This is a genomic window from Rossellomorea sp. FM04394, assembly GCF_041889765.1.
Classification (GTDB): Bacteria; Bacillota; Bacilli; order Bacillales; family Bacillaceae_B; genus Rossellomorea; species Rossellomorea aquimaris_B.
In genome coordinates this window covers 2,408,433-2,429,749 of record NZ_CP168654.1, presented here as the reverse complement: position 1 = coordinate 2,429,749, position 21,317 = coordinate 2,408,433, and the positions used below count along the sequence as shown (strand labels likewise).

Below are 21,317 nucleotides of genomic sequence, written 5' to 3'. Positions count from 1 at the left end.
ATCTCATGTAAGGCAGATTCTATTATTGAATCTGTCTTTTAATTTGACTTCTTGGTCGATTAAGAGTAAAAGTTCTCATTGAAATCCATATTAGCCCAATGTAAAATATAGTAAGCGTATACATTCTGAAAATTGAGATATTTAAGAACGTATACCAAATTAAAAGAGTGGGAGGAATTTGATGGGTGGAATATGGTTAGCGGTAATAGGGGGGCTTGTCTTTTTATTAGGGTATAAATATTATTCTGAGCTTATCGCTGAGCGGGTGTACCGGCTGGACCCAAATTATGTCACACCGGCTCACCAATATAAAGATGGGGTCGACTTCGTACCAACGAATAAGTTTGTCCTTTGGGGTCACCATTTTACTTCTGTTGCCGGGGCGGCTCCGATCGTTGGCCCTGCAATTGCCGTGTATTGGGGATGGCTGCCTGCTTTTCTATGGGTCATATTAGGAACTGTATTCGCTGCCGGCGTGCACGATTTTGGTACCTTGGTTCTTTCAGTCCGAAATAAGGGGCAATCCGTTGGTTCTTTAGCCAATAAATTAATAGGCAAAAGAGCAAAAGTACTTTTTCTATTCATTATTTTAATTCTTGTGTTAATGGTTAACGCAGTATTTGCCTGGGTAATTGCAAATCTCTTCATTACTTTCCCTGCTAGTGTGGTATCGGTGTTCATTCAGATTCCATTAGCAGTGTGGATTGGGTATTCGGTTTATAAGCGCAATGGAAGTATGTTATTGCCTTCAATCGTGGCTCTGGCTGTGATGTACGCATCAGCCGTCATTGCAAGCCGGGTGGGATTTTTACAAATTGATTTGGTTCGATATTTTGGTGGACAAGAGGCAACCTCATTGTTTGGCTTGAGTTCAACAAGCATGGCTTTCTTTGTATGGATCGTCATTCTGATGATTTATGTGTACATAGCTTCAACTCTACCAGTTTGGAAGTTATTACAGCCCCGTGATTATATCAACTCACATCAATTAATTGTTGGTTTAGGACTGCTTTATCTTGGTCTCCTTTTTACAAATCCTGAAATCACCGCACCAATGACAAACGGAGCTGCAGATGTTTCATGGTTCCCGTTACTATTTATTACGATTGCCTGCGGTGCCATTTCCGGGTTTCATGGGCTGGTTTCTTCCGGCACATCATCCAAACAGCTCGATAAAGAAACGGATGCACGCTTTGTAGGATATTTAGGTGCTGTAGGTGAAGGGGCACTTGCACTGATTGCGATCATTGCATGTATTACATTTTTTCCGAATGTGGAAGAATTTCAAGCGACATACAGCGGATTTGCTGCAGCAAGCGGAGCTGGGCTGGGTGTCTTCATCCAAGGAGCAGGACAACTTGCAACAGGTGTAGGAATTCCGGCGGATATCGCAGCTACGATTGTTTCAGTGATCATTGTGAGCTTCGCCGCAACAACATTGGACTCCTCTGTTCGACTTATGCGCTATATCATTGCCGAGTTGGGAGAAGAGTACAACGTGAATCCTTTAACAAATGCTCATGTTGCTACTACGATAGCCGTTGTTTCAAGCGCAGCCTTAACCTTATTACCTCAAGGACCTAAAGGATTCGGGTCGGGTGGATATCTTCTATGGCCACTTTTTGGTACATCGAATCAATTGCTTGCGGGAATCAGTTTACTTCTGATTACCATTTGGCTTAAGCGCCAAGGAAGGAATTATATCGCCACCTTGATTCCAATGGTATTCCTTATGTTCATGACCTTATGGGCTATGATTAACCAAGTCGTGTTTGAATGGTCAGGTGTCGGTGAATCAGAAGGGAATATGCTGCTCTTTATCTTTGGAAGTATCATTCTCATTTTCACCTTGTGGATTCTTATAACTGCGGCATCTTCACTGTCTAAAAAGGGAGATGACCCTTCACAGTTCTCTGCTTAGTTAGGTGATAAGGGTGACTCGGGGTCTGAGTCCCCTTTTCTTCTTATTTTTAAAGGAGGGATTATGTATGGTAGAGGTACTGATGATTCGCTCAGAGCTTGAAGTAGGCATGGGTTGATGTGGTGGGGTAAGTGGTGACGGGTTCATCACAATGAAACATGATTTTTCTCATCATCATCATGAAAGAAGTTCCCTTGGAAAACTCTATTGTGAAACCAGTGAAAAATATGGGCAGGCCGTGTCCATCCTATATTGCGACCCTAGAAATCTCTTTTCTATCATCTATTATTTAGTGAGGCAGGTAATAAGAAAGCATATACCTCTCTATAAAGCTTTTTTATCATTTCTCTTCTCAATTAAAAGAGAGGCCATTTTCATTAATGGTCATTATCTAAGAGACAATCTCAAGTATCATGCCACATTACAGAAACATCTATAAGGAGGGGAACACGAATGGATAAGTCTCTGAAAGAAAAGTTCAAAAGAATCATACAGCTCTATGACGATATGATTCGTCTTCCTCACAAAACAGAAATTGCCAGGGAATTGAGAGATGAGGATGATTTATTCTTATTGTTGCTCTATTCAGATATGCTTGGCCTGCCGAATCCCGTTTTTTATTATACATTGGAACTTTATCCATATATAATAGAGAAATTTCATGATTGGCATTTGAGAATGGGAATGGAGCACTCTCCCTTGGATGGCATCAGATGTTGTTAAAGTAAAGTGAGGAGGGTAGGTATATGAATGAATTACTGCACCAGTCAATTTTATTTGTGGGAGGTAAAGGAGGAGTAGGAAAATCAACATCTGCCTCTGCTTTAGCCGTAATGTTTGCCAAGATGGGAAAGAAGACGTTGATCATTTCAACAGATCCTGCTCATAATTTAGGTGATATTTTCCATCAGGAAATCAAGGGATATAAAACGCCATTACTTGAAAATCTATGGGGAATAGAAATTGATCCACAAGTCGAAACACAGGGATACATCAACGGAGTGAAACGAAATCTAAAGGGAATGGTCAAATCAAATATGGTGAATGAGGTACATCGCCAAATTGATATGGCTGCCTCGGCACCCGGGGCAGAAGAAGCCGCATTATTTGATCGAATGGTTTCCATCATTCTCGAAGAAGGAAATGAGTTTGAAAAAATCATCTTTGACACAGCCCCAACAGGCCACACGATACGACTATTGTCTCTTCCTGAACTGATGGGAGTTTGGATGGACGGTATGCTTGAGAGGAGAAAGAAAACAAACAAGAATTATTCTCAACTTTTAAATGATGGTGAGCCGGTCGAAGATCCCATTTATGATGTGTTGCAAAAACGACGTGAAAAGTTTTCAAAAGTTCGGGGGATCCTTCTTGATCAAAAAAGAACAGGATTCATTTTCGTACTCATTCCTGAAAGGCTTCCGATACTTGAAACTGAAAAGGCTATTGAAATGATGTCGAATCACGGATTGAATATTGGTGGACTGATCATAAATAAGATCCTTCCCGTTCAGGCAGATGGGAATTTCTTGGAAAAAAGGAGGAATCAGGAGAAACTATATATAAAAATGATGATGGAGAAGTTTACAAACCAAACATTATTTCGGATTCCTTTATTAGAAGAAGATATCTGTTCAATCCGTCATCTTGAAAAATTTGTAGAAAATCTACAGCATGAGGTATTTAGTGGGAAACGAAGCATTTAGCATCAGAATATACATATAAACATTTCAAACAATGACCATTAGGATATTTTCTCTAATGGTCATTTTAAATTTTTAGAAGGGATAAATCATTTTTTGTCGAAAGTGTGTAATGAAAACTATGGAATAAGGGAGTGACACCCATGAGTAGTGATAAGAAGGATTTACCGGGAATTCTCCCCTTGAAGAAAAGAGAAGAAACACAGAATCGTTGGCTATTTCACCGACTTAATACCCTTTTACCTTCGTTGATGAAAAAACATAATCTTGATATGTGGATTATTGCGGGCCGGGAGTATAATGAAGATCCTGTGCTGAAGACTCTTTATCCAGCATCCATAGACGGTTCGAGGAGACTGACCATCTTAGTGTTCTTCCTCGACGGCAATCAACAGGTGAAAAGGTGGGTATTGCATCCTAATCCGAATTTTGAGCCTTTTTATGAACGGATATGGAATCCTGAAGTTTGTGATCAATGGGAGTGTCTCAAACGACTGGTAAAAGATCATGATCCGGATACAATAGCATTGAACTATTCCTCTACCTTTGCAGCAGCTGATGGTTTAAGTCATTCGTTATACCAACATGTAAGCATGCTACTGGATGAGTACTCTCATAAATTTGTATCTGCCCAACACATCATTGTTGATTGGCTGTCGATGAGGACATCAAAGGAACTCATAGCCTATCCCTTTATTGCGGAACTGGCTCGGCAAATAGCAGCAGAAGCATTATCCGGATCGGTGATTCATCCAGGTATCACAACGACTGAAGATGTAGTCGATTGGATAAGACAACGCGTCTTGGATTTAGGAATAGAAACGTCATTTTACCCTACTGTAGATTTACAAAGGAAAGGAGCTGATATGGATCGGTTAGAAGGGGAAATTATACGGTGTGGGGACATTGTTCATGTGGACTTTGGTATTCGTTACTTAGGTTTAGCGACAGATACTCAGCAGCTTGCATACGTTCTCCATCCAGGCGAAGAAGAAGCTCCTGAAGGAATTCAATCAGCGCTACAGACAGCCTTAAGGTTTGAGGACGTTGTGTCAGAAGAAATGAGAGTGGGCAGAACAGGAAACGAAGTATTTCGACAGGCAATGAGAAAGGCAAGGGAAGAGGGTATAGAGGCGATGCTTTATTCTCACCCCTTAGGAAACCACTGTCATGAAGCAGGGGCCTTAATGGGATTATATGATCAACAAAGAGACATCCCAATAAAAGGTGACCTGCCTCTAACAGCAAATACATGCTATGCCATGGAGTTCAATATCAAGCAATACGTTCCTGAATGGAATCAGGTTGTCCCGATCTATCTGGAAGAACCCGTTGCCTTTATTCAAAATCGATTGGAATACATGGCGAAAAGGCAAGTGTCCTTTTATCTTATATAATGAAGTGAAAGAAATATCGGTTATGGAATCAGGAGCTCAAGTACAGTAAGAATTGTACTCAAGCTCTTTTTTTAATCGCTCTTTTCGCAAAGATTGCTGTTTTTAAAATAAGTTGTGCAAGGCTCTGTTAATTAGTGGGTGCTGGATGGTGAAGGGAACTGGTTCGCTTACAGCTAGCGTTCGGCCGATCCTCCTCAGCTCCGCTTAGGGATCTCAGCATGACCGAAATTCGTCGGAGGTTGCGCAGTTCCCCTCACCATCTTTAACAGGATTTTTGTCACAGAGCTTCAAGGTGTACCAGAAAACAAATTAATAGAAAATCATTCTTCTTCCTTAAGACACCAATCTCTACTTACCTTAAATGAGATTGTTTGCTAAAAAGCTTGTTTTAATTGTTTTCCATTAAGGATACATGCTAAGAAAGTTGGTTGGAGCGGAAGGATGATCGACTCCTGCGGGAATAGCTGGACAGGTGAGACCCCGGAGGCGTAGCCGAGGAGGCTCACCGCCAGCCCCGCGGAAAGCGAGCATCCTGGAGTGGAAACCAACTACTACTTTCTTCTCTACAATAGCAACAAACTTTACGAAAAGAGCCTTTTTAATTTTGACTGCACAGCCTTTCGTCCAGACAAGTTCCAAATAAACTTCTATAATAATCTATCCCAATTAAAAAAATTGTTGATTACCCCTTGACTTTATACCTATTGGGGTATATTATTGTAAATGTAGCAAGAAACAACAAGCCAACAGGAGGTGTCTTTATGGAATACAATTCACAAGTTAAGAATCGAATTAAACGTGTCGAAGGGCAGCTCCGAGGAATCGTAAGAATGATGGAGGAAGGGGAAGATTGTAAAGACGTTATTACACAACTTTCCGCAGCCAAAACAGCTCTGGACCGTTCCGTAGGCTTAATCGTCAGTATGAATCTTGTTGAATGCGTACGGGATTCACAAGAAACCGGTGAAAGTACAGAAGACCTTGTAAAAGAAGCAGTGAATTTATTAGTTAAGAGTCGATAAAAAAGAGTTGACTTCTTTTTTTATATCATATATTATACCCTTACAGGTATTTTAAATCATTTTTTAGGAGGAATTATAAATGAACGCAGATAAAGTATTAGATGCAAAGGGACTTGCTTGTCCAATGCCGATTGTAAAAACCAGAAAGGCAATTAAAGAAATCGAGGCTGGTCAAATTTTAGAGGTTCAAACAACTGATAAAGGTGCCAAAAGTGACTTAACAGCTTGGGCTAAATCTACTGGACATGAATTGCTCGATTCAAAAGAAGAAAATGATGTATTTACATTCTGGATTAAAAAAGGTTAAATTTTTTTGAGGGGATCAATACCCCATATAGTAAATTGGAGGAGATACAATGTCAGAAAGAAAAACAACCAATATTATTCTCTTTAGTGGAGATTATGATAAAGCGATGGCTGCATATATCATTGCGAACGGAGCTGCAGCTTACGATCATGACGTAACCATTTTCCATACATTCTGGGGATTAAATGCTTTAAGAAAAGAAGAAATGGTACCTGTGAAAAAAGGATTTATGGAGAAAATGTTTGGCAAGATGATGCCTCGTGGCGCAGATAAGCTAGGATTATCAAACATGAATTTCATGGGCATGGGCCCTAAAATGATCAAAGGTGTTATGAAGAAGCATAATGCGATGCCTTTACCTGATTTAATTGACATGGCAAGGGAACAAGATATCAAACTGGTTGCTTGTACCATGACAATGGATTTATTAGGATTACACAAAGACGAATTATTAGAAGAAATTGAGTATGCTGGAGTGGCTGCATATTTAGCGGATGCTGAAAATGGTAACGTGAACTTATTCATCTAATTTTTTTTGTAACGAAATATACCCTATGAGGTAATTGGAGGTTTTATGTATGAACACAATTGAATCAAACTTCGTATTGGATGCAAAGGGATTAGCTTGTCCGATGCCTATTGTTAAAACAAAAAAGGCCATGAATAACCTGGAAGCAGGCCAAGTGATTGAAATTCAAGCAACAGACAAGGGATCAAAGGCTGATCTTCAAGCATGGGCAAAAAGTTCCGGTCATGACTATCTGGGCACGATTGAAGAAGGAGATGTGCTGAAGCATTTTGTGCGTAAATCAAGTGGTGAAGATACAGTAGAACGCAAACATGAGTCAGTAACAGATAATGGTACATTAGCAGGTAAATTAGGCGATGAAAATATCGTTGTATTAGATGTCCGTGAAAAAGCGGAATATGCGTTCAAACATATTCCTGGTGCTATTTCAATGCCACTTGGGGAGCTTGAAACACGTGCAGACGAACTGAATAAAGACAAGGACATATATGTGGTTTGCCGTACAGGAAACAGAAGTGACATGGCAGCGCAATTGTTAGTTGAAAAAGGATTTTCAAATGTAATCAATGTAGTTCCGGGAATGAGCGATTGGACTGGAGACGTTGAATCGGATATTAAGTAAATTTATTACAATATCACTAGGAGGTTAAATTAATGGCAGTCAAACCAATGAATTCAAAAGAAGTAGCTCAAAAAGTAATGAATAGAGAAGGTTTATTCATATTAGATGTCCGTAATGCAGATGCATTTGAAGATTGGAAAATCGAAGGCGAAAAATTCGAATACCTTAACATCCCGTACTTCGACCTTTTAGATGGTGTAGAAGAAATTATGGATCAACTTCCTAAGGACAAAGACATTCTTGTCGTGTGTGCGAAAGAAGGTTCTTCAATTATGGTAGCGGAAATGCTTTCAGACGAAGGAAAGGACGTTTCTTACCTTGAAGGTGGAATGAAAGCTTGGAGCGAACATTTGGAACCTGTGAAAGTGGGTGAATTAACAAATGGAGGAGAGCTTTATCAATTTGTGCGTTTAGGTAAAGGGTGTCTTTCCTATATGGTCGTTTCAAATGGTGAAGCAGCGATCGTCGATGCTACTCGTATGACTGATATCTTTATCGACTTTGCAAAAGAAAAAGGTGCAACGATTACAAATGTATTTGATACTCACTTGCATGCCGACCATATTTCTGGCGGACGTAACATAGCAGAAGCAACAAATGCTACCTATTGGCTACCTCCTAAAGATGCTGAAGAAGTTACCTTTGAATATGCTGCACTTGAAGATGGGAATAAAATCGTGATTGGAAATACAACGATTGATATTACAGCTCTGTACTCACCGGGGCATACAATTGGATCAACTTCATTTGTGATTGATGGTAAGTATTTATTGTCAGGTGACATTCTATTTGTGGATAGTATCGGACGTCCGGATCTTGCCGGGAAAGCAGAAGATTGGGTAGCAGACCTTAGAGAAAGTCTTTACAAACGGTATAAAGAACTTTCTATGGAGCTTACCGTTTTACCTGCTCACTTTATGATTATTGACGAAATAAATGAAGATGGGTCAGTAGGTGAAAAGTTAGGAACATTATTTGCAAAGAACCATGGTTTGAATATCGAAAATGAAGATGAATTCAGAAAGCTGGTATCTGAAAACCTTCCACCTCAGCCAAACGCTTATCAAGAAATTCGTGAAACGAACATGGGTAAAGTAACTCCTGATGAAGAGAAACAGCGTGAGATGGAAATTGGACCAAACCGCTGTGCAGTTCGATAATTAATCGTACTAATTTAAACAAATAATCAAAACGGGAACCTGCCAGAGAGGTTCCCGTTTTACTAGAAGGAGGAACTACACGATGGATTTGGCCTTTATTATTACAATCTTTCTAATCGGATTTATCGGTTCTTATATATCAGGAATGGTAGGGATCGGGGGGAGTATTATTAAATATCCCATGCTCCTATATATTCCACCGATGCTTGGAGTAGCAACATTCACTGCTCACGAAGTTTCAGGTATTAGCGCAGTTCAAGTATTCTTTGCCACGCTTGGTGGCGTTTGGGCTTACCGTAAAGGAGGCTATCTTAATAAAACTCTTATCACTTACATGGGTATAAGTATATTAATCGGTAGCTTCATTGGCGGGTACGGATCGAAATTCATGAGTGAAGCTGGGATAAATATTGTGTATGGAATGCTTGCATTAATTGCAGCTGTCATGATGTTCATCCCCAAAAAAGGGATAGATGATGTAAAACTCGAGGATGTTACATTCAACAAATGGTTATCTGCAACACTAGCCTTGATCGTTGGTATTGGAGCAGGCATCGTTGGAGCGGCCGGAGCCTTCCTGTTAGTTCCGATCATGCTGGTTGTACTTAAAATCCCTACAAGAATGACGATTGCCTCATCCCTGGCTATTACGTTGATATCTTCAATTGGATCAACGATTGGTAAGATATCGACAGGTCAAGTGGACTACTTACCAGCTATGATCATGGTGGTAGCGAGTTTAATTGCATCTCCACTGGGCGCGATGGCAGGAAAGAAAATGAATACAAAGATTCTTCAAATGATTCTAGCCGTTTTAATTTTGGGAACAGCGATTAAAATCTGGCTCGATATACTATAAAACGTTTAAAGCTTAGTTCTTATTCACAATGCATCTTCTGCTGAAAAGAAGATTTCTGTTGAAAAGAACTAAGCTATTTTTGTGTTATAGCTTCGTGGTTGTTAAAATATTTATAAAAAGTATTGTAACTTTCCTCTAGTATTGTGCGTCTAATCAATTGCAAGAAATAAGACTCTGGATGGATGAACATACTCAATGACACTAGTACAATGGATGAATGGAATAGCTCTATTATCCATCAAACATGAAAAGGGAGAATGATTAATGAAAAAATGGATTGGTATTGCCTTACTGTTTTCACTAATGGTGGGCCTCATACAGCCGGCATCGGCGGCAGATAATGATAAAGAAAGCATTAATGAAAAATTCGGATTACCTATCGTTGTATATGGAGAAACACTTACTAGTGAACAAAAGAAAGAGGTTCAAGCTCAATTAGGAATTGAGGAAGGAACAGAAGTAGAAGAGTTTACGGCCACAGGAGAAGACTTGGTGAAATATATTGACGGTGAAAACCGAAATGCCCGTATGTTCTCCTCCGCCATGATTACACGTAAGGATAAAGGTGAAGGTTTAAAGGTTAATATTGTGACGCCCGGGAATATCACGGAAGTGACCAATTCTATGTATTCTAATGCTCTTTTAACTGCGGGGGTTGAGAACGCAGTAGTGGATGTAGCCTCTCCAGTAAAGGTAAGCGGACACTCTGCATTAGTGGGGATCTATAAAGCGTATGATGTCAGTGGAGAGAAGCTTGATACTGTCCGCATGGAGGTAGCCAATGAGGAGTTGACCGTGGCGACTGAACTTGCTAAAGAAGCAGGGATTGATAAAGAAGAAGTCAGCAAACTGTTAACTGAAATCAAGAAGGAAATAGCCGAACAAGATCCAGCTACGAAAGAAGAAGTTGAAAAAATCGTAGAAGAGAAGCTTCAAACACTGAACATCGAGCTAAGTCCTGAGGATCGCCAGTTATTAATCGACCTGTTTGAAAAAATGAGGTTACTTGATATAAATTTTGATAATGTACAACAACAATTGGACGACTTAACAAAAGATATCCAAACCACGATTAAAGACATTGTGAATGATGAAGGCTTTGGACAAAAAGTGTCTGATTTCTTTACTGGTTTGTTAGATGCCATCGCTAATTTCTTTAAGTCAATTAAAAATCTATTTGGGTAATTGTCTATCTGTATTTGAAATCAAAAAAAGACTGAGTCAGCCTGTGACTCAGTCTTTTTGTTATATTTCAAGTAAAGGAAACCTTAGATAAACCGTCGTTCCTTTGCCTTCCTCACTATCAATGGATAAAGAACCTTGATGTTTATGCATGATCTCTTTCGCAATAGATAAACCAAGACCGTATCCTCCCGTATCCCTGGTTCTCGACAGATCCGATCGGAAAAATCTTTCCCCGATTTGAGACAAAGATCCTGCCGGAATGCCAATGCCGGCATCCACTATTTGCACAACGGCCATTCCTTCTTCCTCGTAGGAATGAATGATTATCCGACTCTGTTCAGGAGAATATTTCAATGCATTATCAAAAATATTATAAAACACCTGCATAACCCGGTTGGGATCCCCATTTATAATCGATTCTTCATTTAAATGATGTTCCAGATCAATTTTTTTGATTTCAGCATGAGGCTGGATAAGTGTCAAAGAATCCATTATGAGCTGAGAGAGAACAATCGGTTCAATATCTAAAGAAAAAGAGGCATCCTCCAATTTATTTAATTCCAATAGCTCTGTAATTAACTTCTGCATTCGTATCGATTCCTTTTGAATCAGGTGCAGACTTTCTTCGATTTCTTCAGGGTTCGTTTGTACCCTGTCAGTCAATGCCTTTGCATATCCTCCAATATAAGTAAGTGGAGTCCTTAGTTCATGCGCAACATTCGAAAGAAATTGACGTTTTCGTTCCTCTTGATGTTGAAGTGAGTCGACCATACTATTGAAGGTTAGGCCAAGCTCCGCCATTTCATCTTTAGAGGTGACATTGAGCCTGCCCGAAAAATCCCCCTTGGCCACTTTATTTGAAAACAGCTGCATTTCCCGGACAGGTTTAAATAATGACCCTAAAGAAGATTGAATGAAAAGGAACAGTACAAAATAAAACATTACACCAGTGAGTACCAATATAGGAATCCCCTTGCTAAAGACTTCTGTCATTTCTGCGAGGGGGATATAAATAAGTAAATATCCCATTAATCTTTCTTCATTCATAAGAGGAAAGATCGCTCCAATCACATTCCGGTCAAACTCTTCTACATACCCTTCTTTCATTACCTGATTACCTTTGATCAATTCACTTTTGTCATCATTATTGATGAGAGGCTCCTGGTCAATAAGATATGGGAAACTTTTCGTTAAGTCGTCAAGGTTCTCGACAACTGACACTTCGTAAGGAGAAATCACGTTATACCATAGAATTTTATCCCTTACACTTCCGCTTACATCACCGTAGTGATAGTGAGCTGCTGTTCTTTGTCCCTGATATAGCAGTGACTCCTTGACGGTCCCAATATATAAATCCTTGTAGAGAAAATGAATAAAAAGAAAGGAAAAGACAATGGTTAAAAATATGCTGCTTAATAATAGAAGAGAAACTTTTTTATTGAGAGTCAGGTTTACGTTTTTCAAGTTGATCCCTCGAACTTATAGCCAAGACCCCAGACGGTGACAATCAAATGGCCAAAAATTTTTAATTTAAGTCGTAAGGTTTTAATATGGGTGTCGACTGTACGGTCGCTTCCCTCATAGTCACTTCCCCATATTTGATCAAGAAGCTGGTCCCTCTTATACACTCTACCTTGATTACGGGCAAGGAATAAGAAAAGTTCATATTCCTTTAAGGTCAATCGAGGTGAAAGTTCACCTACGATAACGGTTCTGGATGCTAAATTAAATGACACGGGTCCAAACCGCTCAATCATCGAATGTTGGCTAGTTTGGGTTCCATATGCTCTTCTTAGAATCGTTTCAATCCGTGCCACAAGTTCTTCGGCGTTAAAGGGCTTAACCATATAATCGTCACTTCCCAGCTTTAGTCCCTTCACTTTGTCTAAATCATCGCCCTTTGCGGAAAGGAAGATAAAGGGGATCTGACTGGTTTCCCGAACCTTTTTCAGCAGCTGATACCCATCCATGAAGGGCATCATAATATCCACGACCATGATATCCACATGGGTCTTATTCAACTGATCAAGAGCGGCCAAACCATTCTCTGCTTCTAAACAGAAATAATGATCCCTTTTTAAATATAGTTTGATTAGCTGTCGCATTTCAGGTTCATCATCTACAATCAAGACATTCCATTTTTTCAACGTAAATCGCTCCCGTCCGTTTACATAGGAAATTGCATGAGTTTTATTATAGTCGAAATTAGTGAATTTTTTATGATATAAAAAACATTTACCGTATCAGTTTTCTCTATTTTAGCATGAATTACAGCAGGGTCCAGGAGTGGAAATCAGTTCATGGCTCACTACATTTCTGGAACATGGACATTTGCCCTTCCCTTTTTCCCATTTCTTAATAGGCTAATAAAGAGGAGTGACGAAGATGTTTGAGAGGAGAACCATATACAGAAAGAATTTGATGAACCTATTCAATTCGGGATCGGGATTTCCAAACCTTGGGACTGGATATGACGGCAATCCTCAAGGCGGTTACCAAGACTATATACCATGGGATGGTAACCAGGCTTATGGAGGGGGATTCGGTGGAGGACCAGGTTATTATAATCAAGGCCTTTATGGTAGTACAGCTGGTCCACAAGGATTTCCGCCACAAGGGTTTCCCCAGCCCGGTTACGGACCACCTCCATTTGGGCCGGCAGGAGGCTACGGGTATGGGATTAATCCAATCGGTGCAGGTTTAATCGGTCTGGGATTAGGCTTCCTTGGGGGGCAGATTGTAAATACTCCATTTAAGGGCCCACATAAACGATACTATTATTATCTATAAAATATCAAACCGACTCTCAGGATAGAGTCGGTTTTTCTATGGAGAAACAGGACTTGACTTAATACCTAATGGGGTATATTATAAATGTAAAGTAAATGCTTTTGAGAGTCAGATTAATGTAGACAGAAGAGGTGATATTTTGGATTTTATTGGAGCTATTATTTTAGCTATACTCATTTTTCTATTTCTGATGATGAAGAAACCAGGAAAAAACATCAAACAAATTTCTACGGCTGAATTAAAACCATTTCTTGGTGACACTGATAAGCAATTTATTGATGTTCGTACGCCCGGAGAGTTCAAACAGAATCACATCAGGCAATTTAAGAATATCCCATTACAATCTTTAAAACAAAACGCTCACACATTATCAAAGGACAAAGAAACCATCGTGATCTGCCAAAGTGGAATGAGAAGTGCCAGTGCATGTAAAGTGCTTAAACAGCAAGGTTTCACATCTGTTACAAACGTTAAGGGCGGATTGAATTCCTGGTCCAATTAACTATTCTTAAAGAACCATCTTAATTGAAAAGCAAGTGCTCAATATAAGAATCAACCTTAAACAAAGAGAGGGAATGTAAATGAAAACAATCTCACCAAATGAAGTGATGGATCGATTGTCAGCTGGAGAACCTTTAAATATCATTGATGTTCGAGAGGTTGCAGAGGTGAAGAACGGGAAAATTCCAAATAGTATTCACCTTCCGTTAGGACTACTGGAATTCCGTATGAATGAATTAAATAAGAATAAGGAGTACATTGTGGTTTGTCAATCAGGTGGTAGAAGTAGTCAAGCTGTAAGGTTTCTCGACTATCAAGGGTTCAATGTAATAAATATGGATGGTGGGATGCTCGCATGGGAAGGGAAAGTTGAATAATTCTTTCCTTTTCTTCCCTGATTTTCATTAAGTATAGTAAATATTTTAATTCTACAATACCCCAATAGGTTTAAAGTGTGGAAAATAGGATAATTTATTTACGATGGGATGAAAATAGGATAAGGGAGGAATTCATAATATGAAAACTACAGTAAAACAATTGACTTCTAAGGAACTAACTAAAAAGATACTTAATGGAGACAGGATGTTTATTCTGGACGTCCGCCCGAAAGATGCCTTTGATGATTGGAAGGTTGAAGGCAGGAACGTAAAGATCATTAACAAGCCTTTTTCCGAATTGAAAGACAATCTTCAATCTATTCAATCCACACTACCTAATGATGAAGCCATTTATGTAATTTGTGCCAAGGGAAATTCCTCGACGAAAACGGCAGAAATGCTTGTTGATGCCGGCATGGACAACATTTATTCCGTTGAAGGAGGCATGCAGGCCTGGAGTGAATACTTAGAGCCTATTAAAATTGGTGATATTTCAGGCGGTGCACTTTATCAATTTGTCCGCATAGGAAAAGGATGTTTATCCTATGCGATCGTCTCAAATGGAGAAGCAGCTTTCGTTGACCCCAGCCGACTGCTAGAACCTTATAAGGAATTTATTCAAGACCATAAACTTTCCGTTAAAGCGGTACTTGATACACATCTGCATGCAGATCATATTTCGGGCGGTCGAACTTTGAGCAATGAATACAATGCCCCTTATTATTTACCACCTAAAGATGCAGAAGAAGTTCAGTACGAATATAAAGTATTAAATGATGATACTGTCATTCAAGTGGGCGACACAACCATTAAATCTGTATACTCACCTGGACATACTATAGGAAGCACTTCCTTTATTGTCGATCATCGCTATTTGCTGACAGGAGATATTCTGTTTATTGATTCGATCGGTAGACCTGATTTAGCTGGAAAAGCAGAAGATTGGGTAGGGGACTTGAGAAAAACGTTGTATTCCAGATACAAAACCCTTGAGGATCATTTAACTGTATTACCTGCACATTTTATGACGATAGACGAGATGAATGAAGATGGATCAGTCTCACATCTTTTAAGTGATCTATATAAGGAAAATCACGGTTTGAATATTGAAGATGAAGAGGAATTTAGAAAAACGGTCACAGAAAATCTTCCTCCCCAGCCGAATAGCTATGAAAAGATTCGTGAAACCAACATGGGTAAAATGGATCCTGAAGAAGATGAAAAAAGGGAAATGGAAACCGGACCAAACCGGTGTGCTGTCAGATAATAAGTAAGCTATGCTTAACCTCTAAGCAACAAATGATGCCGGTTTAAAAGAGGAAGAAGCATTCAAAGTACAATTCATCCCCCCCATTGGAGGGGGTGGTTGTATCGAATGGAAGAACCAGGGAAGTGGAAAGCATGAATGAAACAAAAGAATCAAAATATATTCAGCAGCACCTCGCAAACGAACGAACGTTTTTGGCATGGATACGAACAGCCATTGCCATTATAGGGATTGGTTTCTTAACAACAAGCCTTCATTATAACTCGCTTGAAGGGGGTGCGGTCCAAGACCGGATCGCCGTTGCCATTAGTGCTATCTCTCTCATCATCGGATTAGTTATCATTATTGGGTCAACCGTTAACTATTATAGAACGAGAAAGCATATAAACACACAAACATTTGTATCCGCAGATGCCTTTATTAAGATGATGGCCATTGTTGCAACGGTTGTTCTTATATTTGTAACGGTTTATTTTTTTACACTTAATTGAAAAAAAGCTGAACAGAGGAGATTCACTCCCCCGTTCAGCTTTTTTAATTTTGTTTCTTGTCATTGTAATATTGAACCGATGTCATGGCTCCTTCACTCACCATCGAATTGTCTTCGATATTTGCGGGATCAGGATTACCGCCTTTTTCTACTGGAAGATCTTCTTTTCTTCTCTTTTTGAATTTCGTAACCAGTCCTTCTTTAACATTGTGCAGCTGATTACGCTTTTCTTTCGATGATAATATCCATCCTAATGAACCTGCCGTAACTGTTGCACTAACAAGTAAGGTTTTATTTACTCTCATCTTTTTCTCCTCCTACAAATAATAAAGTTTGTTTAGTATGTTTTTTATTTTCCCGGCATACATGAATTTAAACATTAGTGATTGATTCAAATTAAACCAGGAGTGGACATTTATAGAGTTCTAGTTAAAAATATACATAGAAGAAATGCAAAGGGAGGAAGAAGTGAATGAAAGATTTAACCAAGGATAGCGTCATAGGATTTATTGGAACAGGTGTAATGGGACAAAGCATGGCTTTGCATCTACTCGATTCCGGTTTTCCGTTGGTCGTTTACAATCGCACCAAAGAGAAAGCATTAAAACTTATACAAAACGGTGCAAAATGGGCAGACACTCCAAAAAAAGTCGCTGAAGTTTCGGATATAGTCATTACGATCGTTGGTTATCCATCTGACGTAGATGAAATTTACCTTAGTGAAGGTGGAATTCTTCATCACTTGAAACAGGGTTCGATTGCCATCGATATGACCACATCATCTCCAAGATTAGCAGAGAAAATCTACTCATGTGGGGTTGATAAAGGGGTTTTTACACTGGATGCCCCGGTTTCAGGGGGAGACATCGGAGCAAAAGAAGCAAGGCTCTCAATCATGGTAGGAGGAGACAGAGAACCATTCGAAACGGTAAAGCCTCTTTTAGATCTTCTGGGTACAAATGTTGTATATCAAGGAAAGGCTGGGGCGGGGCAGCATACGAAGATGTGTAACCAAATCACGATTGCTTCTAACATGATGGGGGTCAGTGAAGCCCTTCTTTATGCCAAAAAATCAGGATTGGACCCAAATAATGTCCTCAAGAGTATCACGTCTGGGGCAGCTGGCAGTTGGTCACTTAGTAATCTGGTTCCACGAATGATCGAGGAAGACTATGCTCCCGGCTTTTATGTAAAGCATTTTATCAAAGACCTTAAGATAGCCCTGGATTCAGCCAGGGAAATGGACATTAAGACACCTGGGTTAGAGCTGGCCCTTTCATTATATGAAGATTTAGCTCTTAAAGGTGAAGAGAATAGCGGAACTCAAGCTCTTATTAAATTATTGGAAGCATAATAATAAAGCCGTCCCATTTATCAATCGGGACGGCTTTTATATTTTTCCAATGAAGTCAGGATCTTTCTGGATTCCCGCTTGGTTCGGCAGCCAATTGGCCGGAACACCTGCTCCCGTTTTTCTTCCAAACTGTATACCTTCCAGTACTCTCAATATTTCATACGTATTACGCCCAACCTCAGGCGGGTAGATCATTCTTGAAGTAATGATGCCTTCAGGGTCGATGATAATGGTGGCTCTGAACGTAGCACCGGCACGCTCATTTAATACCCGATAAGCTTTACTGATTTGATGATTTCGATCACTCACTAACGGAAATTGCACTCTGGATGCAGACGGAGATACTTCAGTGAAAACTTTGTGGGCGTAAACACTGTCCGTACTTATTCCGAGAACCTCAGCTTGCAGTGCTTGAAATTTAGGGTGAATAGCAGCGACCGCTGCCAGCTCAGTCGGTCAAACGAAGGTGAAATCGCTTGAATAAAAAAACAGAATAACCCATTTACCCCGATACGATTCTAAGTTAACGGTGTTTATTTTCTTTTGTGCGTTATCATACGCCTCGGCTATAAAGAGAGGGGCAGGATCATTGGTTTGTGCACAAAAGGGTAAGATGCAATCTTCACTTCTCTTAGCAGGATTAAATGAATTGTGGGGAGGATACATTAGATCACCCCTTTCATAAAAAGTACTATCAACATATGCCAGGTCATGGCTTTATATGATTGGATTGGCGGTTCTTTTCCATATCATACTTTTTTTCGAAATGGGAATGATAGGAGAGTGTTATTACAATTTTTAAGGTTAGGTGATTCTTTTGAGGAAAAATTCAAGTAAGCAATTTTCGAGACTTATATACACATTTGGTTCCATCATGACAGTGGTTGCCTTCCTTGTATCTTATTTCCAGACGAAAACAATCATTCAAGCTATAAAGAAGTATAGCCCGTATAATTAAGGCTTATTGGTTGCAATATTTAAATATAACTTAGACAATGATAGTGAAGATATGTTAGGAGGGATCCTGTTGAGGTTAACGGGGAAAAAAGTCATTCAATTAGTAAGTGCAGATTTCGAAGATCTTGAACTGTGGTATCCTGTATTGCGCCTGCGCGAAGAAGGAGCAACTGTACATATTGTAGGAGAAAATGCCGATCAAGAATATATCGGAAAATACGGGGTTCCGATTGTTTCAGAATATGCGTTTAAAGACATCGATCCTGAAGATTATGATGCCATACTAGTACCGGGTGGATGGTCTCCCGATAAGCTGCGCCGCTATGAAGATGTCATTTCGATGATACAAAGCATGGACAGGAGTAAGAAACCTATCGGTCAGATCTGTCATGCGGGATGGGTATTGATTTCAGCCAAAATTCTTCAAGGTGTAAAAGTCACCAGCACTCCGGGAATAAAAGATGACATGGAAAACGCTGGGGCAACCTGGGTGAATGAACCGGTCGTCACTGATGGTCATATCGTTTCAAGCCGCAGGCCACCTGATTTACCAGACTATATGAGAGAATTCATTGAAGTGTTAGCAAACTAAATACAATATTAAAAGGATTGGCCAAGAAACTGTGTTTCAGTTCACATGGACCAGTCCTTTTTCATACCTATTTCTTTTTTTCTCGTTTATTACGATCATTCACCCGAGAGAAAAACGTCTGTTTAACAGATTGATGGGTGGTAATGGCTGCACCCGTTGCAATGAACCCATTGGCAATTCCATTAAAATCAAATCCCAAAGTCCAGCCACTGGCAGCAACCCCTGCGAGCAACAAAATCCAAATAATCAACCAATCCGGAATGTGAGGAGTCTTCTTCAATGCATACCCTAAAACCCATAGCACTGGAACGAGTACAGTGACTTGGGGATCGATTGAAATACCACTCAATAAATTTTCAATCATTTGTTTCACTCCCTAAAAGAAAAATGACTTCTATTAAAGCTTATTCGAACAGGATGGTGTTTCATGACAACCTGTACCCAAAGATTTAGGGGAGACTGAAAACAGTATGTACAAACGGTGGAAATAATTGAAGTGGTACGTTCAGAGAATTGTTTTCCTGTTGAAAACGGACCTTTAAAGTGACATTAGAATTGTTCAATGATATTATATTGATTGACCTAATATAAAAAAGGAGCTGTTAATTATGGCGAAAAAAGGATACATACAATTTCAAACAGGTGAAAAAATCGAATTTGATCTATTTCCCAATGAAGCACCTGGAACAGTGGCAAATTTTGAAAAGTTAGCAAACGAAGGTTTCTACAACGGTTTAAGCTTCCACCGTGTCATTCCTGGTTTCGTGAGTCAGGGAGGATGCCCTAATGGAAACGGGATGGGCGGTCCTGGATACACAATTAAGTGTGAAACAGAAGGAAACCCACATAAACACGAAGAAGGTTCACTATCCATGGCACATGCAGGTAAAGATACAGGAGGCAGCCAGTTCTTCATCGTACATGAGCCTCAACCTCACCTAAACGGTGTTCATACGGTCTTTGGAAAAGTGACTTCAGGAATCGACATCGCTAAATCAATGAGAAATGGTGATGTAATGGAGAAAATGGAAGTTTACGACGCGTAATGTAAGGGGGACGGACCTTGGTCCGATTCTTTTGTTAACGAATGATCCATTGTTGGTAAAGAAAAACAATAGTTGAAATGATATTCATGATGATGTATTATACTAATACAGGCTGCGTTGTACGTAATCATAACGAAGTTTTAACCTTTAAACTGTAATAGGGAGTTTTACATCGAAGTTGGAATGTCAAGCCTCCACGACCTGAGGACGACAGGAAACCTTCTGCAAACACCCACTTTGAGGAGTGGTGGTTTAAAACTTTCTTATATCAAATTACGGCAAATGTGGCTCCTTACATTAGTATCTCAAGTCAGTTCCCAATCGGGGGCTGGCTTTTTTCATATCCATAAAAAGTTTTGTTATCTTTAATTAAACAGCCAATTAAAAAAGACCGAATTCCTAATAGGAATTCAGTCTGAAGGTTTTTGTATCGAGGCCCCTCCCGTCCGTACATGGTTAAGTGTCCCGCAACAAGCGAATGTTCGGGAGAGGCAATGTTAGTATAACACGCTATAAGTCTAATTAGCAAAACGATTTATTTAACACAGCACACCACTATTTGTTAGATAACGGTCAATGTCAGTGAAATCATTCACTTCAATAAAAGAAGTATGGTGTTCCTTTAGGATAGCCTGTAATGCTTTCATTGCAAAAGTTACATCGGCTACTTTAGCCGGATGGCTATCCGGTTCACTATCACCTGCAAAATAGATGGTTTCATACTCATTTTTAAGATCAGTAATTACCTTTGATTTGTCAATTCCATATCTTTCAGAGTGATGAGGATGTTCAGGATCAATATTCATATGTACATTCTTTTCTTTGTAATACCCTTCATTCGAATATACTTTCACATTGGTGATTTCATGCCGTTGAAGAACATGATGAATATAGTAATCAGTGCCCGCACTTAATATATAGAAGTCTCCTCCTTGTGCCTGCACTTTACGGATGAAGGAAGGGACGTGTCCATCTATTTCGAGAGAATGGATGTCATCTATAATCTGGCTTTCTTCTTGATTGATGGATGTGAAAACTTGACGCAGGAATTCGATGTCCTTTATTTCGCCTGACTTCCATTGTTTGTATAAATCTTGTCCCTCTGCAAAGTATTTCTCCAGTACTAGATGATAAAAATCCTTTTTAGAGATCGTTCCGTCAAAATCAGAAACAAATGCCCATTTTTTCATGCCGAGTCCTCCTCATAGCCTAATGTAGTCGATTGTATCATGTTTAAA

Annotated in this window: 25 protein-coding genes and 1 other RNA gene; 20 read left to right on the top strand and 6 right to left on the bottom strand. The window is 39.6% G+C overall.

Annotation, left to right across the window (positions count from 1 at the left end; all coding sequences use genetic code 11):
• Positions 1–181: 181 nt before the first annotated feature.
• From ACCB35_RS12150 to ACCB35_RS12100, 11 genes are all read left to right on the top strand, one after another.
• Positions 182–1,921, top strand: coding sequence for a carbon starvation protein A (locus tag ACCB35_RS12150; RefSeq protein WP_374053943.1), 1,740 nt, complete (start codon positions 182–184; stop codon positions 1,919–1,921).
• A gap of 453 nt (positions 1,922–2,374) precedes the next feature.
• The gene (locus ACCB35_RS12145) at positions 2,375–2,644 is read left to right on the top strand and encodes a cory-CC-star protein (protein ID WP_374053942.1); all 270 of its coding nucleotides are present in this window, start codon (positions 2,375–2,377) and stop codon (positions 2,642–2,644) included.
• 23 nt (positions 2,645–2,667) lie between these two features.
• A complete protein-coding gene (locus ACCB35_RS12140) occupies positions 2,668–3,627 on the top strand; it encodes an ArsA family ATPase (RefSeq protein WP_374053941.1) in 960 nt (319 codons plus the stop codon).
• Between the two features lie 140 nt (positions 3,628–3,767).
• A complete protein-coding gene (locus ACCB35_RS12135) occupies positions 3,768–5,021 on the top strand; it encodes a M24 family metallopeptidase (protein ID WP_374053940.1) in 1,254 nt (417 codons plus the stop codon).
• A 761-nt stretch (positions 5,022–5,782) separates the two neighbouring features.
• Positions 5,783–6,043 (top strand): metal-sensitive transcriptional regulator, encoded by a 261-nt coding sequence (locus ACCB35_RS12130; RefSeq protein ID WP_374053939.1) that lies wholly within the window; start codon positions 5,783–5,785, stop codon positions 6,041–6,043.
• 79 nt (positions 6,044–6,122) lie between these two features.
• Positions 6,123–6,350: a sulfurtransferase TusA family protein gene (locus ACCB35_RS12125; protein WP_044336874.1), complete on the top strand. Its 228-nt coding sequence runs from the start codon at positions 6,123–6,125 to the stop codon at positions 6,348–6,350.
• A gap of 49 nt (positions 6,351–6,399) precedes the next feature.
• Positions 6,400–6,879: a DsrE/DsrF/DrsH-like family protein gene (locus tag ACCB35_RS12120; protein ID WP_374053938.1), complete on the top strand. Its 480-nt coding sequence runs from the start codon at positions 6,400–6,402 to the stop codon at positions 6,877–6,879.
• A 49-nt stretch (positions 6,880–6,928) separates the two neighbouring features.
• Positions 6,929–7,501 carry a sulfurtransferase TusA family protein gene (locus tag ACCB35_RS12115; protein WP_044336878.1) on the top strand — a complete coding sequence of 191 codons (573 nt, stop codon included), beginning with the start codon at positions 6,929–6,931 and terminating at the stop codon, positions 7,499–7,501.
• Positions 7,502–7,533: 32 nt separating this feature from the next.
• The gene (locus tag ACCB35_RS12110) at positions 7,534–8,661 is read left to right on the top strand and encodes an MBL fold metallo-hydrolase (protein WP_374053937.1); all 1,128 of its coding nucleotides are present in this window, start codon (positions 7,534–7,536) and stop codon (positions 8,659–8,661) included.
• Positions 8,662–8,743: 82 nt separating this feature from the next.
• Positions 8,744–9,520, top strand: coding sequence for a sulfite exporter TauE/SafE family protein (locus tag ACCB35_RS12105; RefSeq protein ID WP_044336882.1), 777 nt, complete (start codon positions 8,744–8,746; stop codon positions 9,518–9,520).
• 264 nt (positions 9,521–9,784) lie between these two features.
• Complete coding sequence (locus tag ACCB35_RS12100) at positions 9,785–10,705, top strand: DUF1002 domain-containing protein (protein ID WP_374053936.1); 921 nt, start codon at positions 9,785–9,787, stop codon at positions 10,703–10,705.
• 60 nt (positions 10,706–10,765) lie between these two features.
• Here the strand turns inward: ACCB35_RS12100 and ACCB35_RS12095 are convergent, their stop codons facing one another.
• Both ACCB35_RS12095 and ACCB35_RS12090 read right to left on the bottom strand, forming a co-directional pair.
• Positions 10,766–12,169, bottom strand: coding sequence for a sensor histidine kinase (locus ACCB35_RS12095; RefSeq protein ID WP_374053935.1), 1,404 nt, complete (start codon positions 12,167–12,169; stop codon positions 10,766–10,768).
• Positions 12,166–12,852, bottom strand: coding sequence for a response regulator transcription factor (locus ACCB35_RS12090; protein WP_374053934.1), 687 nt, complete (start codon positions 12,850–12,852; stop codon positions 12,166–12,168). The genes ACCB35_RS12095 and ACCB35_RS12090 overlap by 4 nt, the downstream gene beginning before the upstream one ends.
• Positions 12,853–13,126: 274 nt before the next feature.
• Here ACCB35_RS12090 and ACCB35_RS12085 point away from each other — a divergent pair, with 274 nt between their 5' ends.
• The 5 genes from ACCB35_RS12085 (at position 13,127) to ACCB35_RS12065 (ending at position 16,131) form a co-directional block, all read left to right on the top strand.
• Positions 13,127–13,495, top strand: coding sequence for a hypothetical protein (locus ACCB35_RS12085; protein ID WP_374053933.1), 369 nt, complete (start codon positions 13,127–13,129; stop codon positions 13,493–13,495).
• Between the two features lie 190 nt (positions 13,496–13,685).
• Complete coding sequence (locus ACCB35_RS12080) at positions 13,686–13,997, top strand: rhodanese-like domain-containing protein (RefSeq protein ID WP_374057008.1); 312 nt, start codon at positions 13,686–13,688, stop codon at positions 13,995–13,997.
• A 79-nt stretch (positions 13,998–14,076) separates the two neighbouring features.
• Entirely contained in the window at positions 14,077–14,373 is a 297-nt protein-coding gene (locus tag ACCB35_RS12075) for a rhodanese-like domain-containing protein (RefSeq protein ID WP_374053932.1), read from the top strand.
• A 139-nt stretch (positions 14,374–14,512) separates the two neighbouring features.
• Positions 14,513–15,640, top strand: a complete 1,128-nt coding sequence (locus tag ACCB35_RS12070; RefSeq protein ID WP_374053931.1) for an MBL fold metallo-hydrolase — start codon at positions 14,513–14,515, stop codon at positions 15,638–15,640.
• 95 nt (positions 15,641–15,735) lie between these two features.
• Complete coding sequence (locus tag ACCB35_RS12065) at positions 15,736–16,131, top strand: YidH family protein (RefSeq protein ID WP_374057007.1); 396 nt, start codon at positions 15,736–15,738, stop codon at positions 16,129–16,131.
• Between the two features lie 43 nt (positions 16,132–16,174).
• On the opposite strand, the gene ACCB35_RS12060 is transcribed toward ACCB35_RS12065, so the two are convergent.
• Positions 16,175–16,435, bottom strand: coding sequence for a hypothetical protein (locus tag ACCB35_RS12060; protein WP_374053930.1), 261 nt, complete (start codon positions 16,433–16,435; stop codon positions 16,175–16,177).
• 167 nt (positions 16,436–16,602) lie between these two features.
• Between ACCB35_RS12060 and ACCB35_RS12055 the strand changes: the two genes are divergently transcribed.
• Positions 16,603–17,484 (top strand): NAD(P)-dependent oxidoreductase, encoded by an 882-nt coding sequence (locus ACCB35_RS12055; protein WP_374053929.1) that lies wholly within the window; start codon positions 16,603–16,605, stop codon positions 17,482–17,484.
• Between the two features lie 36 nt (positions 17,485–17,520).
• Here the strand turns inward: ACCB35_RS12055 and ACCB35_RS12050 are convergent, their stop codons facing one another.
• Positions 17,521–18,150: a peroxiredoxin gene (locus ACCB35_RS12050; RefSeq protein WP_374053928.1), complete on the bottom strand. Its 630-nt coding sequence runs from the start codon at positions 18,148–18,150 to the stop codon at positions 17,521–17,523.
• Between the two features lie 361 nt (positions 18,151–18,511).
• On the opposite strand from ACCB35_RS12050, the gene ACCB35_RS12045 reads away from it, so the two are divergent.
• Positions 18,512–19,033, top strand: coding sequence for a type 1 glutamine amidotransferase domain-containing protein (locus tag ACCB35_RS12045; protein WP_374053927.1), 522 nt, complete (start codon positions 18,512–18,514; stop codon positions 19,031–19,033).
• A gap of 67 nt (positions 19,034–19,100) precedes the next feature.
• Here ACCB35_RS12045 and ACCB35_RS12040 read toward each other — a convergent pair whose 3' ends face one another.
• Positions 19,101–19,397 (bottom strand): phage holin family protein, encoded by a 297-nt coding sequence (locus ACCB35_RS12040; RefSeq protein ID WP_044336906.1) that lies wholly within the window; start codon positions 19,395–19,397, stop codon positions 19,101–19,103.
• Positions 19,398–19,641: 244 nt separating this feature from the next.
• Between ACCB35_RS12040 and ACCB35_RS12035 the strand changes: the two genes are divergently transcribed.
• Positions 19,642–20,079 carry a peptidylprolyl isomerase gene (locus ACCB35_RS12035; RefSeq protein ID WP_044336908.1) on the top strand — a complete coding sequence of 146 codons (438 nt, stop codon included), beginning with the start codon at positions 19,642–19,644 and terminating at the stop codon, positions 20,077–20,079.
• 106 nt (positions 20,080–20,185) lie between these two features.
• Positions 20,186–20,374, top strand: a non-coding RNA gene (ssrS, locus tag ACCB35_RS12030) — 6S RNA.
• Between the two features lie 244 nt (positions 20,375–20,618).
• On the opposite strand, the gene ACCB35_RS12025 is transcribed toward ssrS, so the two are convergent.
• On the bottom strand, positions 20,619–21,269 hold the full coding sequence (locus tag ACCB35_RS12025; RefSeq protein ID WP_374053926.1) for an MtnX-like HAD-IB family phosphatase: 651 nt from the start codon (positions 21,267–21,269) through the stop codon (positions 20,619–20,621).
• Positions 21,270–21,317: the final 48 nt, after the last annotated feature.

Bases quoted from the DNA above. Each gene is read 5' to 3' on its own strand.
- ACCB35_RS12150 (WP_374053943.1), top strand. From the start codon at position 182: ATGGGTGGAATATGGTTAGCGGTAATAGGGGGGCTTGTCTTTTTATTA.
- ACCB35_RS12145 (WP_374053942.1), top strand. From the start codon at position 2,375: ATGGATAAGTCTCTGAAAGAAAAGTTCAAAAGAATCATACAGCTCTAT.
- ACCB35_RS12140 (WP_374053941.1), top strand. From the start codon at position 2,668: ATGAATGAATTACTGCACCAGTCAATTTTATTTGTGGGAGGTAAAGGA.
- ACCB35_RS12135 (WP_374053940.1), top strand. From the start codon at position 3,768: ATGAGTAGTGATAAGAAGGATTTACCGGGAATTCTCCCCTTGAAGAAA.
- ACCB35_RS12130 (WP_374053939.1), top strand. From the start codon at position 5,783: ATGGAATACAATTCACAAGTTAAGAATCGAATTAAACGTGTCGAAGGG.
- ACCB35_RS12125 (WP_044336874.1), top strand. From the start codon at position 6,123: ATGAACGCAGATAAAGTATTAGATGCAAAGGGACTTGCTTGTCCAATG.
- ACCB35_RS12120 (WP_374053938.1), top strand. From the start codon at position 6,400: ATGTCAGAAAGAAAAACAACCAATATTATTCTCTTTAGTGGAGATTAT.
- ACCB35_RS12115 (WP_044336878.1), top strand. From the start codon at position 6,929: ATGAACACAATTGAATCAAACTTCGTATTGGATGCAAAGGGATTAGCT.
- ACCB35_RS12110 (WP_374053937.1), top strand. From the start codon at position 7,534: ATGGCAGTCAAACCAATGAATTCAAAAGAAGTAGCTCAAAAAGTAATG.
- ACCB35_RS12105 (WP_044336882.1), top strand. From the start codon at position 8,744: ATGGATTTGGCCTTTATTATTACAATCTTTCTAATCGGATTTATCGGT.
- ACCB35_RS12100 (WP_374053936.1), top strand. From the start codon at position 9,785: ATGAAAAAATGGATTGGTATTGCCTTACTGTTTTCACTAATGGTGGGC.
- ACCB35_RS12085 (WP_374053933.1), top strand. From the start codon at position 13,127: ATGAACCTATTCAATTCGGGATCGGGATTTCCAAACCTTGGGACTGGA.
- ACCB35_RS12080 (WP_374057008.1), top strand. From the start codon at position 13,686: ATGATGAAGAAACCAGGAAAAAACATCAAACAAATTTCTACGGCTGAA.
- ACCB35_RS12075 (WP_374053932.1), top strand. From the start codon at position 14,077: ATGAAAACAATCTCACCAAATGAAGTGATGGATCGATTGTCAGCTGGA.
- ACCB35_RS12070 (WP_374053931.1), top strand. From the start codon at position 14,513: ATGAAAACTACAGTAAAACAATTGACTTCTAAGGAACTAACTAAAAAG.
- ACCB35_RS12060 (WP_374053930.1), bottom strand. From the start codon at position 16,435: ATGAGAGTAAATAAAACCTTACTTGTTAGTGCAACAGTTACGGCAGGT.
- ACCB35_RS12055 (WP_374053929.1), top strand. From the start codon at position 16,603: ATGAAAGATTTAACCAAGGATAGCGTCATAGGATTTATTGGAACAGGT.
- ACCB35_RS12040 (WP_044336906.1), bottom strand. From the start codon at position 19,397: ATGATTGAAAATTTATTGAGTGGTATTTCAATCGATCCCCAAGTCACT.
- ACCB35_RS12035 (WP_044336908.1), top strand. From the start codon at position 19,642: ATGGCGAAAAAAGGATACATACAATTTCAAACAGGTGAAAAAATCGAA.
- ACCB35_RS12025 (WP_374053926.1), bottom strand. From the start codon at position 21,269: ATGAAAAAATGGGCATTTGTTTCTGATTTTGACGGAACGATCTCTAAA.